The 14,716-nt window shown below is 66.0% G+C and carries 10 protein-coding genes; 2 read left to right on the top strand and 8 right to left on the bottom strand.

Going from position 1 to position 14,716, the window contains the following annotated elements; genetic code table 11:
- Nucleotides 1–12 precede the first annotated feature (12 nt).
- The 8 genes from aguB to otsB all read right to left on the bottom strand — a co-directional run bounded on the left by aguB (nucleotide 13) and on the right by otsB (nucleotide 12,252).
- Complete coding sequence (gene aguB, locus AC52GN_RS13430; protein ID WP_496527413.1) at nucleotides 13–879, bottom strand: N-carbamoylputrescine amidase; 867 nt, start codon at nucleotides 877–879, stop codon at nucleotides 13–15.
- Entirely contained in the window at nucleotides 879–1,880 is a 1,002-nt protein-coding gene (locus AC52GN_RS13435) for an agmatine deiminase family protein (RefSeq protein ID WP_496527414.1), read from the bottom strand. The genes aguB and AC52GN_RS13435 overlap by 1 nt, the downstream gene beginning before the upstream one ends.
- 173 nt (nucleotides 1,881–2,053) lie before the next feature.
- Nucleotides 2,054–5,341: a TonB-dependent receptor gene (locus AC52GN_RS13440; protein ID WP_496527415.1), complete on the bottom strand. Its 3,288-nt coding sequence runs from the start codon at nucleotides 5,339–5,341 to the stop codon at nucleotides 2,054–2,056.
- A gap of 169 nt (nucleotides 5,342–5,510) precedes the next feature.
- Complete coding sequence (locus AC52GN_RS13445; RefSeq protein WP_496527416.1) at nucleotides 5,511–6,641, bottom strand: capsular polysaccharide export protein, LipB/KpsS family; 1,131 nt, start codon at nucleotides 6,639–6,641, stop codon at nucleotides 5,511–5,513.
- A gap of 285 nt (nucleotides 6,642–6,926) precedes the next feature.
- Complete coding sequence (locus AC52GN_RS13450; RefSeq protein ID WP_496527417.1) at nucleotides 6,927–8,075, bottom strand: outer membrane beta-barrel protein; 1,149 nt, start codon at nucleotides 8,073–8,075, stop codon at nucleotides 6,927–6,929.
- Nucleotides 8,076–8,315: 240 nt separating this feature from the next.
- Nucleotides 8,316–9,689, bottom strand: a complete 1,374-nt coding sequence (locus tag AC52GN_RS13455; RefSeq protein ID WP_496527418.1) for an alpha,alpha-trehalose-phosphate synthase (UDP-forming) — start codon at nucleotides 9,687–9,689, stop codon at nucleotides 8,316–8,318.
- Nucleotides 9,686–11,470 (bottom strand): glycoside hydrolase family 15 protein, encoded by a 1,785-nt coding sequence (locus AC52GN_RS13460; protein WP_291782983.1) that lies wholly within the window; start codon nucleotides 11,468–11,470, stop codon nucleotides 9,686–9,688. The genes AC52GN_RS13455 and AC52GN_RS13460 overlap by 4 nt, the downstream gene beginning before the upstream one ends.
- Nucleotides 11,467–12,252 carry a trehalose-phosphatase gene (otsB, locus tag AC52GN_RS13465; protein WP_452111072.1) on the bottom strand — a complete coding sequence of 262 codons (786 nt, stop codon included), beginning with the start codon at nucleotides 12,250–12,252 and terminating at the stop codon, nucleotides 11,467–11,469. The genes AC52GN_RS13460 and otsB overlap by 4 nt, the downstream gene beginning before the upstream one ends.
- A gap of 179 nt (nucleotides 12,253–12,431) precedes the next feature.
- Here otsB and AC52GN_RS13470 point away from each other — a divergent pair, with 179 nt between their 5' ends.
- Together AC52GN_RS13470 and AC52GN_RS13475 are read left to right on the top strand one after the other, a co-directional pair.
- Nucleotides 12,432–13,427, top strand: a complete 996-nt coding sequence (locus AC52GN_RS13470) for a KpsF/GutQ family sugar-phosphate isomerase (protein WP_496527419.1) — start codon at nucleotides 12,432–12,434, stop codon at nucleotides 13,425–13,427.
- The gene (locus AC52GN_RS13475; RefSeq protein ID WP_496527420.1) at nucleotides 13,427–14,707 is read left to right on the top strand and encodes a glycosyltransferase family 4 protein; all 1,281 of its coding nucleotides are present in this window, start codon (nucleotides 13,427–13,429) and stop codon (nucleotides 14,705–14,707) included. The genes AC52GN_RS13470 and AC52GN_RS13475 overlap by 1 nt, the downstream gene beginning before the upstream one ends.
- Nucleotides 14,708–14,716: the final 9 nt, after the last annotated feature.

The raw sequence follows: 14,716 nt of genomic DNA on the forward strand, positions 1-14,716 counted from the left end.
CGTTAGAGCGGGTCAGGCCGGGCGGCCTGTCGCCAGGGCGCCGTACAGATCCGTCCGACGATCGCGGAAGAAGCCCCAGGCCGCGCGGTGACGGTCCAGGAAGTCCAGGTCGAAGGTGTGGACCAGCACGCCCTCCTCCCGGTCCAGGCTCTCGACCAGGTCGCCGCGATGATCGGCGATGAAGGAGTGGCCGTAGTAGGTCTGGCCCGCCTCGGTCACCTGCTCGTGGCCGATGCGGTTGGCGCCGACGACCGGCACGACGTTCGATACGGCATGGCCCTGCATGGCGCGCCGCCACGGGGCGGCGGTGTCCAGGGTATCGTCATGCGGCTCGGTGCCGATGGCGGTCGGGTACAGCAGCACCTCGGCGCCCTGCAGCATCATGGCGCGGGCCGTTTCGGGGTACCACTGGTCCCAGCAGATGCCGACGCCGATACGGCCGAAGCGCGTGTCCCAGACCTTGAAGCCGGTGTCGCCGGGGCGGAAGTAGTACTTCTCCTGATAGCCGGGGCCGTCAGGGATGTGGCTCTTGCGATAGACGCCCATCAGCTCGCCGTCGGCGTCGATCATCACCAGGCTGTTGAAGTAGTGCGGCCCCTCGCGCTCGAAGATGGAGACGGGCAGGACCACGCCCAGTTCCCTGGCCACCGGCTGGAGCTGGGTCACGGCCGGATGCTCGCGCCACGGATAGGCGGCGCCGAACCACTTCTCCTCCTGCGAGACGCAGAAATACGGCCCCTGAAACAGCTCCGGCGCCAGGATGACCTGGGCGCCCTTGGCCGCCGCCGCGCGGATAAAGCCGATGGTCTTGTCGATGTTCGCCTGCATGTCCTCGCCGTAGGCGGTCTGGATGGCGGCGACGGTGATCTGACGGGTCATCAGGCGGGCTCCTGCTGGCTGATGCAGTGGAACGAGCCGCCGCCCGACAGGATGGCGGTCGACGGCAGGGGGATGATCTCGCGATCGGTGAAGACGGTCGCCAGGGCCTCGCAGGCCAGGCGGGCGGCCATGTCATTGCCATAGGTGGGCACAATGACGGCGCTGTCCGCGATCAGGAAGTTCATATGGCTGGCCGGAACCGGGCGCTCGTCCTCGTCCAGCACCAGACCCGGCGAAGGGATGCGCAGCACCTGGACAGGGCGGCCGGCGGCGTCGGTCATGGCGGACAGGACCTGGGCCGTCTCGTCATAGACGTCGGCGTTGGGATCCTTGGGGCCGAAGCCGATCGGACAGGCGACCACGCCCGGCGCGACGAAGCGGGCTAGGTTGTCGACGTGGCCGTCGGTGTGGTCGTTCAGCAGGCCGTCGCCCAGCCACAGCACCTTCGTGGCGCCCAGAGCCTGCGCAAAGGCGGCTTCGGCCGCCTCTTGCGTCCAGCCGGTGTTGCGGTTGCGGTTCAGCACGCACTGGCGGGTGGTCAGCACCGTGCCCTCGCCGTCATGATCGACGGCGCCGCCTTCCAGGATGAAGTCGTGACGGGTCAGGGCGACGCCCGTCTGTTCGCCGATCTGGTCGGCGACCTCGTCGTCATGCGGCAGGTCGTATTTGCCGCCCCAGCCGTTGAAGACGAAGGCCTGAGCCGAAGCCGAGCCGGCGCCGAAGATCGGCCCGGTGTCGCGCAGCCAAATGTCGCCGAAGCGTCCGGCCACAACCGTCACCCCCGCCACGTCGGCGAAGCGCGCCTGGGCGTCGGCCAGGGCCTCGTCATTGCCGACCATCAGCTTGACCTGCTCCCGGCCGGGGCCAGCGAGGGCGCGGACCAGGGCCTCGACCTCGGCCTGCGCCGGTTCGAGGTTGTCTTCCCACAGATCGGCGTGACTGGGCCAACCGACCCACATCGCGCGATGCGGCGTCCATTCGGCAGGAATAGGCAGGGTCATGGGCGAAGTCATGGGGCGAAAACGTCCACATAAAGGGATGAAGCACGAAGGGGGCGAGATAGGCCCTGACGCCCCTGGGTTCAATGGCGGCAAGGCGGAGTTCGCCCTAAGCCAAAAGAAGAAAGGGCGGCCCGTCGCCGGACCGCCCTTCCCTGTCTCAATAGATGCGTCGCTTAGAAACGGTAGCGGACGCCGACCTTTACCTGCCACACCGACTCGGTGCCGAAGGTGGTCGCGCTACGCGGCGTGAAGCCCGTGAAGTTGTACTTGCCGTCCACGATCGAGGCCGCAACGTTGTTCGAGGTGTAGGGGAAGCCGATCTGTTGGATCGTGCCCCACTCGTCGTTGATCAGGTTGCCCAGATTCTTGACGTCGAGGTAGCCCTCAAGCTTGGCGCCGCCCGGGAAGAAGGCGGGCAGTTCCTGCGAAATGTGCAGGTCGACCGTCGTCACATACGGCGAGTTGAAGGCGTTCCGCGGCGAGATTTCCCCGGCGTACTTGATCAGACCCGTCGAGTGCAGGAAGTCGTTGAAGGCGCCGACGTTGAAGTTCGGACCATAGGTGACCAGCGGATCGCTGGTCGCCGTGACGTTGCCCGACGAGTCCGCCGTCGGCACGTACAGCAGTTGACGCTGGGTCGAGACATACTCGCCATACATCGCCGGGCTGGAGCCGAAGGTGTAGCTGTAGGGCAGGCCCGAACGGCGCTGAGCGTACAGATTGAAGCGCGTGCGGTAGTCGCCGAAGAAGGCCCGCGCGTAGGTCAGGTTCAGCTTCAGCGCGTGCTCGATCTCATAGTTCGAGGTCGCCAGGGTCGGGTCATTCGGGTCCGACAGGGCGATGTTGCCGAAGTTGGAGCTGGCCGTCGACGACGTGGCCGGCGAGCGATCCGTGCTGTCCAGATAGGTGTAGGACAGGTTGAAGCCCGCGCCGTTCAGCCAGCCTTCGTACCAAGCCTTGTCCAGGCCGATGGCGAACTGGTCGGTCTTGCCGCCGTTCAGGTTCGTCAGCATCAGCACCTGCTGGCCGCGACGAACCGGATTCGGGTCAAAGGTCGGACGTCCGTCCGGAGCCGTGCCGTTCTGGGTTTCGGCCATGCTGAGGTCGACCCAGCCAATGGCGTTTTCCAGTTCCGAGTGGACGTACTCGGCGGTCACGCTCCAGCCTGCGCCCATGTTGAAGCGGCTCAGATCGAAGATCTTGTTGACGCCCAGCGAGGTCTTCCAGATCGACGGCGTCTTGAACGCCGGGCTGATCAAGTTGATGTTGCCGGTGCCCAGTTCGGCGCTTTCGGTGACCTTGTCTTTGAGCTGCTGGTTCGGGTTCAAACCATCGACGTTGGTCAGATAGGAACCGTCCGGGCAGACGCCGAAGCCGCCGGCGAACTGCGACTGGTAGTCAGCGGCCGTCTTGCACTGGAACGAGCCCGTCAGGTTGCCGGGGTTCGAATAGGAGTTCGAGATCCAGACGTTGGGCGAACCGCCCTGGAAGCGACCGAAGCCGCCGTAGACGGTCAGGCTGGGATCCGGGCGCCAGTTGAAGCCGAAGCGCGGCTGCAGGATGCTGATGCCGTCCAGGTTGGTGTCGTTGCCGAAGCCAAAGCGGTCATAGAAAGCCTGGTTGTACTTCGGCTTATCATCCGAGGTGTACCAGTCGTAGCGCAGGCCCGCCGTCAGGGTCAGGTTGGGGCTGACCGACCACTCGTCCTGCAGGAACAGGGTGTTCAGCGCGTAGCTGAAGCTGGCGCCGCCGTCGTTCTTGTTGTTGCTCGCGGCGTTGGTGTAGCCGACCGAAGCAGCCTTGCGGTCTTCGAAATCGGCGAGCGACGCGAACTCGTACTCAGCGTTCGCGACCTGGACGAACAGGTTGAAGATGTCCTGCTCTTCACGCTCGTAACCGCCAGTGAAGCGGTGACCGAAGCCGGCTTCCCAGTTGCCGACCAGGCGGTACTGCATCGTGTCGACCGTCAGCATGTTGGCATGACGCGAACGCTCAGGCCCGAAACGGATCGAGCGGCGCACGCCGGTGTTCGGGCCGGTCGGGTCATCCAGATAGACCTGCATGGCGGCGAAGTCGTTGCCGCCGAGGCCGTTCGACAGGTTCTCGGTTTCCTTGCGGCTGATCGAGAACTCGGTCGAGAAGGTGTCGGTCCAGTCCGAGAACAGCTGGGCCTTGTAGGCCGTCAGGTTCTGGTCGATCTGATAGGCCGACGACAGCAGGCCGACGCTGACATAATTGCCGCTGGTGACCGTGTTGTTCAGGCGCAGATCGCTACCCTTGGTCTGCTGGTACGAGAAGACCGCGCGGTGCTGGTCGTTGATATTCCAGTCCAGCTTGGCGAAGTATTTCTCGTCCTGAACCGTCAGGGCGTCGGCCGACCAGTCGAGCGGATCATAACCGTAGATGCGCTTGGCGATATCGCGGACCTGATCGACCTGGGCCTGGGTGATGCCCGGCACCTGGTTGACGGCGCCCGAACCTTCCGGACCCGACAGGACCGGCTGGGTCGATTCATATTTTTCGTAGTTCAGCAGGAAGAACAGACGGTCCTTGATGATCGGGCCGCTGAGAGTGGCGCCCCAGGTCTTTTCTTCAAACTCGCCGGTCAAGGAGCGGTTCTGACGCTCGCCCGAGACGAAATCCTTGTAGCTGAAGCTGTCGCCGCGCAGGCTGTCGTTGGTGACTTCCCAGAAGGCTTCGCCGTGGAACTCGTTGCCGCCCGACTTGGTGACCGAGTTGATCACGCCGCCGGTGAAGCTGCCGTACTGCACGCCATAGGGAGCGACGTCGACGCTCACCGCTTGAAGCACCGAACGCGAGATCGGCGAGCGAAGGGTCGGATAGCCGTTGCCGTTCAGACCGAAGTCGTCGCCCTGCTTGATGCCGTCGATCAGCATCGCGTTGTAGCGAGTGTTCTGGCCGCCGATCGAAAGGGCGTCGTTGTTCGTCGGATCCACCGTGGCGAACGGCGTCGTGCGCACGATGTCCTTGATGTCGCGGCTGATCGAAGGCAGCGTCTCAATATCTTCCAGATTCAGGCGAGCCGTCGGCGAAGTGCGGACGGCGCGGACCCCGCGCACGACCACCTCGGCGACTTCCGTCGCGTCCGTATCGGCCGCGACGGCCGAGACGGTGACATCGAAGACCGTCGGAGCGCCGATGCCGACGCTACCCAGCTGCGCCGTCTCGGTCTGGCCGTCGACAACCACGGTCACGGCGTACGGGCCGCCCACGCGCAGGTTGCGGGCCGTGTAGAGACCGTCTTCATTGGTCACCGTCGTGGTGCTGGTGCCCGACGGAATGTGAGTGACGACGACAGCCGTGTTAGCGACCGGCGCGCCCGCCGCGTCCGTGATCACGCCCCGAATGCCGCCCGTGGTTTCCTGGGCGAAGGCGGCGCTGGAAGTCGCCAGCAGGATGGCTGCGGCGGAAACCCCATAGGCGAGGTTGCGGTTCAACATTGGTGCTGTGATCCCTTTCGACGCGGATGCCAGAACGACGATCAGCGCGGTCATTGATGGGGCGGCTTTAAGCCCGCCATCCGACGCTCGGGCGACAGCTAGATGACAGAATCATGACAGCGCCAAAGGGTGGCCTGAGAGCCACACCCGGAAACAGCCGTTCGGCGATCTAGGCCAGCCGGGTCTCCAAGGCGTCGGCCACGCGTTCGGCCGTGGCGATCATGGCGCGCGGCTCATGATAGTTGCCGTTGATCTGGGTGCGATTGATCACATAAGCGCGGAACGCCGCGAACAGTTTGAGATCGGCCGGCTGCGGCGCCCGCCAGAAACCGTCCAGCGACTGTTGATCCGCCAGCCCTTCGAAATCGAAGAAGGCCTGCCCCAGCACCTTGACCGGCGTACCGAAGCCCAGAGCCGACAGGGCGGCGCTGGAATTGTTGACCACCATGCCCTGCGAAGCGCGGCAGAGCTGAGCCAGGTTGCCGCCGTCGATGAAGTCGACGCGGTCCTGCAGACTGCGCGCCTCGGCCATCCGACGCGTCTCGCGCGCCAGGTTGATGATGCCCGGATCAAGCGGATGATTCTTGACCACGAGGCGGCTGCCTGCCGGCGCGCTGGCGGCGAAGCTGTCCATCACCTGCGCCAGGAAGGACAGGTTGTCGTGAATGTCGGAATAGCGCAGCAGTTGCGCGTCGCCGTCGCGCTGCAGACAGGCGATGAAGAAGGGGCCCTTGGCCCTCAGGCGCCCGGCGTCGCTGGCGCCTCGGGGGCGCAGGCCCAACTCAAGATAGCGGCGCACGTGACCCAGGCACTGACGCCAGGGCGAGGCCGAATAGTGATGGCGGTACTGGGGAAACAGCAGCCGCCCCAGCGGCTGAACCGCATGATAGAGACTGATGTTGATGACATGATGCGGCAGGATTCTGCCGACAGGTCGGGACACCGGCAATTCCGGCGGCGGCGGCGGATAGCCTGCAGCCGAGCGCGGTAAGGCGCTGGAAGCGTTGACGCCGTTGCGCTCCAGGGTGATCCAGTCGGGTCGGAAATACCCATTTTCGAGCACCCAGACACGCGCTTTCAAGCGATCCGCCTGGCTGAGCACGCCCTGATTGTAGGGGCCGCCTTCTCCGAACACGATAATGTCGGTGAACTCGGCGGAGAGGGCGGACAGCCGTTCAGGCCAGAGCTCCGCCTTCTCGCGGAACGCCAAGCCGCCGGAACGCCCCCAGTTCGACACGTCGCCCGCATTGAACAACATGCGTCGCACCTCGCCGCCGCGCGACTCGATGGCGCGCGCCAACGCGCGTCCGAAACCACCGAAGGGCGCGGACACGATAAGAAAGCGACGGCCCGTCAGATCCACTGAGATCTGAAGACTTAGCTCGGACTGGTCGGGGTCAAAGGGCGCGAGCAAACGCTGATATCTCTCGAAGGCAGGCCCTATTAATAGCCAGGCCGACGTCTTGGCAAGGCGAAATGGGGCCTAAGCTATTGAATCAAGGCCGCCGAACCCGACGGAGCTCGGCGGCCTTAACCCTCATCAACACAGCCTTCGGGGACCGATCGCGACCGGCCCCCTCAGGGCTTAGAAGTTGATGTCGACGGTGGCGCGACGGTTCAGCGGCTCGCGCACGCCGTCGGCGGTCGGCTTGGCCAGCTGGGTCTCGCCCTTGCCGTCCAGCGAGATCACGCCGCCGTTGACGCCTTGAGCGACCAGGGCGTCAGCCACGGTGCGCGCACGGCGGTTCGACAGGCCCATGTTGTAGGCCGCGTTGCCCGAAGTGTCGGTGTGGCCGACCACCAGCACGCGCGTCGGAGCGCCCGACTTGGCGTAGTTGGCGGCTTGCGTCACCACCGAGCGGGCTTCCGCCGTCAGGTCCGAACGGTCGAAGTCGAAGTAGACCACGAACTGACGCGCAGCCGGCTTGGCCGGAGGCGGCGGAGGCGGCGGAGGCGGCGGCGGAGGAGGCGGCGGCGGCGGGGGCGGCGGCGGCGGCGGCGGCGGCGGGGCCACCGGCTCGGCGCCGAACGCATAGCGCAGGCCCAGCGTCACGGTGTGCGACTGGTCGTAGTCGCCCGACAGCGTCCCGAAGGCCGGAGCGGCCGACTGGTTGGTGTCGAACTCCATGTCGCCCGTCAGGTAACGGTACGTCAGGTCGATGTTGGCGCGGTCCGACACGGCCCAGGCCAGACCGGCGATCGCCTGAGCGGCGAACTTGGTCGAGCTGTCGTCGGCGGTGAAGGCGACGCCCGGGTTCTGGCGCAGACGGCCGGCGGTGTCGGTGTTGACGCGGTTCACGCCCACGCCCAGGCCGACGAACGGACGGATGGTCCAGTCCGGCGAACCGAAGTCGTACAGGACGTTGGCCATCAGCGTCGTCGACGTGATGTCGCCTTCCGGCGAGTGGCACGGGCCGGTGGCCGGGGTCATGTTGCACAGGCCGTTCGGGCCCGAGACGGCGCGCACGCGACCGATGTCGCCCGAGCGGTAGCCGCCTTCGAGTTCAACGCGCCAGTTCGGGTTGAAACGGTAGCCCAGGCGAGCGAACGCCGCCCAGCCGTCGTTGACTTCCCAGTTCCAGTTGTGGCCGGTCGCCGACGCTTCGGTGTTGATGTCGTCGATGATGTGGTAGCCAGCGTCGATCGCGCCGTACCAGCCATCGGGCTCCGCCGATGCAGCACCGGCTGCGAACAGCCCCGCGGCAGCGACACTGGCCAGAAGTTTCAGCTTCATGGTGTCCTCACACTCTTGGTTGATCCGAAAGCCCATGCGTTACCGCGAAGGCGCTCGAAAGCCGAACGGTATTGCAGTGCAGCGGTTCCCCATTTGGGCGCTGAATGTGTCCACTGTGGCGCCGTTTCAACACATAATGCCTTCATCGCCGCCCAAGTCCCCGAAACCTGGTCATTTTGAAACATCAAGCCCGCATCGAGTTTACAATATGAGATGATCAAGACGTCGTTTCGAGATCACTCAAGTCGCCAGCAAGGCCCGGACATAGTCATCGCGCCAGCGCGCGACGTCTGTGTCCCGCACGACCTGCATCAGCGCCTTCCACTTTCGGATGCGTTCCGACAAGGGCATGGTGAGAGCCTTCTGGATCGCCTCGGACAACTCTTCGCGGCTGAAAGGATTGACCAGGAGCGCCTCGCCCATCTGTTCGGCCGCGCCCGCGAAGCGCGACAGGATGAGGACGCCCGGATCATCCGGGTCCTGAGCCGCCACATATTCCTTGGCCACCAGATTCATACCGTCGCGCAGAGGCGTCACCAGTCCGACCCGCGCCGCGCGATAGAGGCCCGCCAGTTGGTCGCGGCGAAAGGTGCGGTTCAGATAGCGGACCGGCTGCCAGTCCATTTCGGCGTAGGCGCCGTTGACCCGTCCCGCCAGAGCCTCCAGCCGCACCCGCATGTCCTGATACGTATCCACCTCATCGCGCGAAATGGGCGTGACCTGCAGCAGGAAAACCTGACCGCGCTGGTCGGGGTTGTCCTCCAGGAACTGCTCATAGCCTAGCAGGCGCTGCTCCAGCCCCTTGGAGTAGTCCAGCCGATCAACCCCCACGATCACCGAGCGAAAAACAGCCGAGGCCGCCATCCGGTCATAGGTCCGTTGTCCCAGCGGAGAATCGCGCGCCGCCAGAAAGCCGTCCACATCGATGCCGATGGGGAAGACCCCGGCCCGGACGCTGCGGCCGAAGGCTTCGAGGCGGCCGTCGTCCAGCACCCGGCCGCGCGCCTCGACCTCGACATAGCGCTGGAACAGCCCCAGCCATTCGCGCGTCTGGAAACCCAGCAGGTCGAAGTCGAACATGGATTCCACCAGCCGACGGTGATGCGGCAGCGTCACCAGCAACTGACGCGCGGGCCAGGGCGTGTGCAGGAAGAAGCCGATGCGGTTCTTCACGCCCAGCCGCCGCAGATCCCGCGCCATGGGAATCATGTGGTAATCGTGAATCCAGATGACGTCGTCAGGCTTGAGCAGCGGCTCGAGCACCTCGGCGAAGCGCCGGTTGGTCCGCTCGTAGCCCTCGCCGTAGGACCGTTCATAAGCCGTCAGGTCGACCCGGTGATGAAACAGGGGCCACAACGTCTTGTTGGCGTAGCCGTTGTAGTATTCGTCGACGTCCTGAGGCTCCAGGTCGACGGTGGCGACCGTCACGCCGGCCCGGTCCTCGACATTCAGTTCGCCGGTGAAATGCTCAACCGTCTCGCCGGACCAGCCGAACCACAGCCCCTCATACTTCCGCAGCGCCGCCGACAGGGCCATGGCCAGGCCTCCGGCGGAACCCGCCGCGGGGTCCTTGGGCGCCGAGACGCGGTTCGAGACGACGATCAGGCGGCTCATCGGGCGTCCGTCCACGAGCGACTGAGCAGGACCGCGCAGTTGATGATCCCGACCAGGGAATAGGTCTGCGGGTAGTTGCCCCACAGCTCGCCGTCCTGGATCGAGATGTCCTCGCTGAGCAGGCCCGCATGGGTGCGGCGGCTGAGCATCTCCTCGAAGATGACGCGCGCCTCCTCGACTCGGCCGTTCAGGGCCAGGGCCTCAATGTACCAGAAGGTGCAGAAGTTGAAGGCGGTCTCCGGCTCGCCGAAGTCGTCCGCGTGGGCGTAGCGGAACAGGTAGGGACCGCGCTTCAGATCGCGCTCGACCGCCTCGAAGGTCTTCACCTGACGCGGATCGTGGGCGTCGAGGAAGCCAAGGTCCGTCATCTGCAGAAGGGCGGCGTCCAGCTCCGTCCCGCCGAAGCTGGCGGCGAAACGGCCTTCGTCGGGCAAGTAGGCTTCGGCTTCGATGCGCTCGCGGATGATGCGCGCCCGCTCGCGCCACAGCTCGCAGCGGTCGTCCAGACCCAGATGATGCGCCGCCCGCGCCAGGCGATCGCAGGCCGCCCAACACATGACCGAGGAATAGGTATGAACCCGGGCGATGGTGCGGAACTCCCACAATCCGGCGTCGACCTGATCGTGCATGGCGAAGGCGCGCTCGCCGACCTTCTCCAGGGCGCGGAAGTCCTCGATCGTGCCGGGACGCAGCAGGCGATGATCGAAGAAGGCCTGGACCAAGGGCAGGACGATCTGGCCGTAGACGTCGTGCTGAAGATGCTCGTGCGCCTGATTGCCGACGCGCACCGGCTTCATGCCGCGATAGCCTTCGACGCTGTCGACGATACGCTCGACGATGGCCGGCTCCAGCCCTACCCCATAGACCGGCTGGACATGCCCTCCCGCAGAGGCGTCGACCAGATTGCGCAGGTAGCCGAGGTAGCTCTCCAGGATGTCCACCGCGCCCAGCCGGTTGAGCGCCCGCACCGTATAGTAGGCGTCGCGGATCCAGCAGTAGCGATAGTCCCAGTTGCGCCCGCTTTCGGGGAATTCCGGCACGGAGGTGGTCATCGCGGCGACGATGGCGCCGGTCTCTTCATAGACGCACAGCTTCAGGGCGATGGCGGCGCGGATCACCGCTTCCTGCCAGTCCAGAGGCAGGTAGAGGGTCCTGGTCCAGTGCTTCCAGTGCGCAATGGTCAGGTCCAGGGCGGCGTTGACGCCGGCCAGGACCGATTGGTCATAACCTTCATCCGGCCCCAGGAAGAAGGCCATCTCCTCCTCCAGACGGAAGGTCCGCTCGTTCAGCACATGGCTGACCGGGCAGTTGGTGGTCAGCCGCAGGGTCACATCGCTGCACAGATAGCGGATGTGGTTGGAGCCCGAGGTATGCTGAGCGCGGCTCGCGCCCCAGTCGGCCGAAGGGCGCAGGCGTATGGTGACGCGCGGCGTTCCGACCAGCGGACGCACCACGCGCGCGAAGGCCACCGGGCGGTAGATACGCGAATGCTTCAGGTGGCGCGGGCAGAAGTCGATGATCTCCATCGCGGCGCCGTCCGCCGCCGTCAGCACCGTCCGCAGGACGGCGGTGTTGCGGACGTATTCCTGCTCGACGGAGACCTGGCCTTCCAGTTCGATCGCCCAGAAGCCGTGCTCGGGGGCGGCGCCGTCCATCAGGGCGGAGAAGACAGGATCGCCGTCGATGCGCGGGGCGCAGGCCCAGACAAACCGCCCCTGACGGTCGATCAGGGCGCTGACCGAACAGTTGCCGATGGGCGCCAGATCCAGGTTGGGCGTCATGCGCGCGCCTCCTTCTCCTCTGCGGCGGAGGAGGCCAGGGCGCCGAGCCAGTCGAGCACCGCCTCCACATTCTCCAGCCTGTAGCGGGCGGCGGTGGGCCGCTCGGGCCCCACCAGGACGCCGAAACCGCCCAGCGCCTCGGCCGCCCGAAAGCCCGCCTCGTCGGTCAGGTCGTCCCCCACCATGACAGGCGTGGCGCCGTTGAAGGGCGGCTCGGTCATGAAGGCCGCGACCGCGACGCCCTTGTCCGCGCCGGGGGTCTTGAGCTCCAGCACCATGGAGCCCGGCTGAAGCGTCAGGCCGGTCTGATCCGCCAGGGCTGTCGCGAGGGTCAGGGCCGCAGCCGCCTCGTTCGGAGCCTGACGGAAATGCAGCCCGGCCGACAGCCCCTTGTCCTCGACAATCACTCCGGGGCGACTCTGGGCGAAATCCTCAAAGGCGGCCACGGCGGTCCGCACCGAAGGCGCCGGAGCCCGCGCGCTCAGGGCGCCGTCGGCGCGGCGCCGCTCCAACCCATGCACCCCGGACGCCGCGCTCGCCGCGCCGTCGACGATGCGGTCGATCTCCGCCAGGGTGCGGCCGCTGACGACGGCGACCCGCCCGCCCAGGGCCTGTGTCAATTGCGTGAGGGTGCGGGTGCGACGCGGCTCCGGCCCCACGGCGTCGGGCGTCGGCGCCAGGGGCGCCAGCACCCCGTCCAGATCGAGAAAAAGCGCAGCCTCGGCCAGTCGGGCAGGCGGCGCGGGCAGTCGAGGGCAGGCGAGCCCCTGTGGTGATGACATACGTCTCAAGATTCTTTTTCTATCCCCAGGACGTATTGCAACGCATGAGGGTCGCTTTGGTTGTCATTTATTCATCGACCATTCACCCGCGACGGCGCCATTGTATCGAACTCGCGAATGAGGCATTTGCCACTGCGCTATGAAGAGCCGCCGAAGCGGCCCTGGCGTCTGGAGCCGTCATGACTGCTTTTTCCGCCCCCTCCTCTCCGGAACAATTGACCGCCATGTCCGATCGGGCGCGCGAAGTCGTACGCCTGAACATAGAGGCGCTGGAGGCGCTGGAGCGTTCGCTGGACTCCTCCATCGCGCGCGCCGCCGACGTCATCCTGTCGCGTCCCGGCTATGTCGTGGTGACGGGCATGGGCAAGTCGGGCCATATCGGCGGCAAGATCGCCGCCACCCTGGCCTCCACCGGAACCAATTCCTTCTTCGTTCACCCGGCCGAGATGAGCCATGGCGACCTGGGGATGCTGCGCCCCGACACGACGCTTCTGGCCATCTCCAACTCGGGCGAAAGCCGCGAATTGCGCGATCCGCTGCTCTTCTGCGCCCGCAACGACATTCCGGTGATCGGCGTCACCCAGAGGCCCCAGAGCTTCCTGGGCCGCCATTCGGACGTCTGCCTGACCATGCCCAAGGTGGCCGAGGCCTGCCCCAACGGCCTGGCGCCGACGACCTCGACGCTGATGAACCTGGCCATCGGCGACGCCCTGGCCATGGTGCTGATGGACCGTCGCGGCTTCACGCGCGAGGATTTCGGCCTGCACCATCCGGGCGGGGCCCTGGGCATGAGCCTGCAGACCGTGCGCGAATGGATGGGCGACAACGCCGCCGCCCCAGCCAGCGTGCCGCTGGACGCGGACTTCAGCGCGGTGGTCTCGGCGATCACTCAGGGGCGTAAAGGAGCGGTCGCCGTCTTGGCGCCGGACGGAGCTTTGGCCGGCATTATCACCGACGGCGATGTGCGCCGAGCTTTCGCCAACGACATCTCGACCCTGCGCGCTGCGGACATCATGAGCCGTAGTCCAATCGTCGTCGATCCGGAAGCGCGGATGAGCGACGTGGTCGATCTGCTGACGGCGAACAAGATCAGCAATCTGTTCGTTATCGAGGAACGCCGTCCGGTCGCCATCATCCATATCGCCGAACTGATGCAGGCGGGCTATGTGTCCTGATGCCTGAGGATATCCTGTTCGACGCCAGCCGACTGCTCAGCCGCACGGAGCGAAGCGCACCGACCGGTGTGGATCGCGTCTGCCTGGCCTATGCAGAATGGCTGATCGAGCATCCCGTTTATCGCATGGTGCCGGTTCGGGCGCGTCATGATCAGTTGGCGCGCGTCGATGATGAGTGGTTCCGCGACCGGATCGCCGAACTGCGCGCACGCTGGACCGGCCCGGGCAGGGTCAGCGAGTTGAGCCCCGAGGCCCAGCGCCTGTTCGCCGCCCTACGCTCTTCGGACAACGGGGCGTCCATCCTCGGCCGCGTACCCGACGAGGACGCTCCGCCCAAGCGGATCAAGCGCCGCGTCTGGAAGCAGTATTTCCGCACCCGCAGCGTCAAGGCGCCGCCGGCCGCCCGAGCCTATGTCAATGTCGGCCACACCAGCCTGAACACGCCGGATATCCTGACCGCCCTGGACGCTGGAAACATCGAACGGGTCGTCATGGTGCACGACCTGATTCCCATCACCCATCCCGAGTTCTGCCGACCGGGCGACCGGACCAAGCATGAGCGCCGGGTGGTGAATGTTCTTCGCCACGCCTCAAGGATCATCGTCAACTCCCAGCACACGGCCGATGAGCTTCTGGCCTTCGCCGGACGATCCGGCCTGACGTCGCCGCCAGTCGATGTCGCCCACCTGGGCCTGGAGCGCACCCTGAACGGCAGCGTCGTGGTCGGAGCCGCCCATCCCTATTTCGTCCATGTCGGCACCATCGAGGCCCGCAAGAATCTCGCCTTCCTGCTGACGGTGTGGCGTCGCCTGCAGGAAAGGATGGGCGCCGAGGCCCCGCGTCTGGTCCTGGTCGGACGCTACGGCTGGGAGAATGAAGCGGTGCTCGATCTGCTGCAGCGCTCGCCTAATCTGCAGGGCCTGGTCCATCAGGCCGAGAACCTGCCCGACTGCGCCCTGTCGGCCCTGATGCGGGGAGCCCGCGCCGTGGTCGCGCCCTCGTCGACCGAAGGCTTCGACCTGCCCGCCGTCGAGGCCAGCGCCATGGGAATTCCCCTGATCGCCTCGGACATCGCCGCCCACCGCGAACTGGTGCCGCACGCCCGCCTGATCGATCCGCTGGACGGCCTGGGCTGGCTAACCGCCCTGGAGGAATGGACACGCACCGCGCCCGTGGCCCCGTCCTATTCCGCTCCGACGTGGGAACGGCATTTCGAAGTCGTGGAGCAACAGGTGCTGCCGCCCTCTGGCGGCGCGGACGCCCTGCGAGTAAGCAACTGATCAAACTGC

The organism is Brevundimonas sp. SS2672, assembly GCF_059579685.1.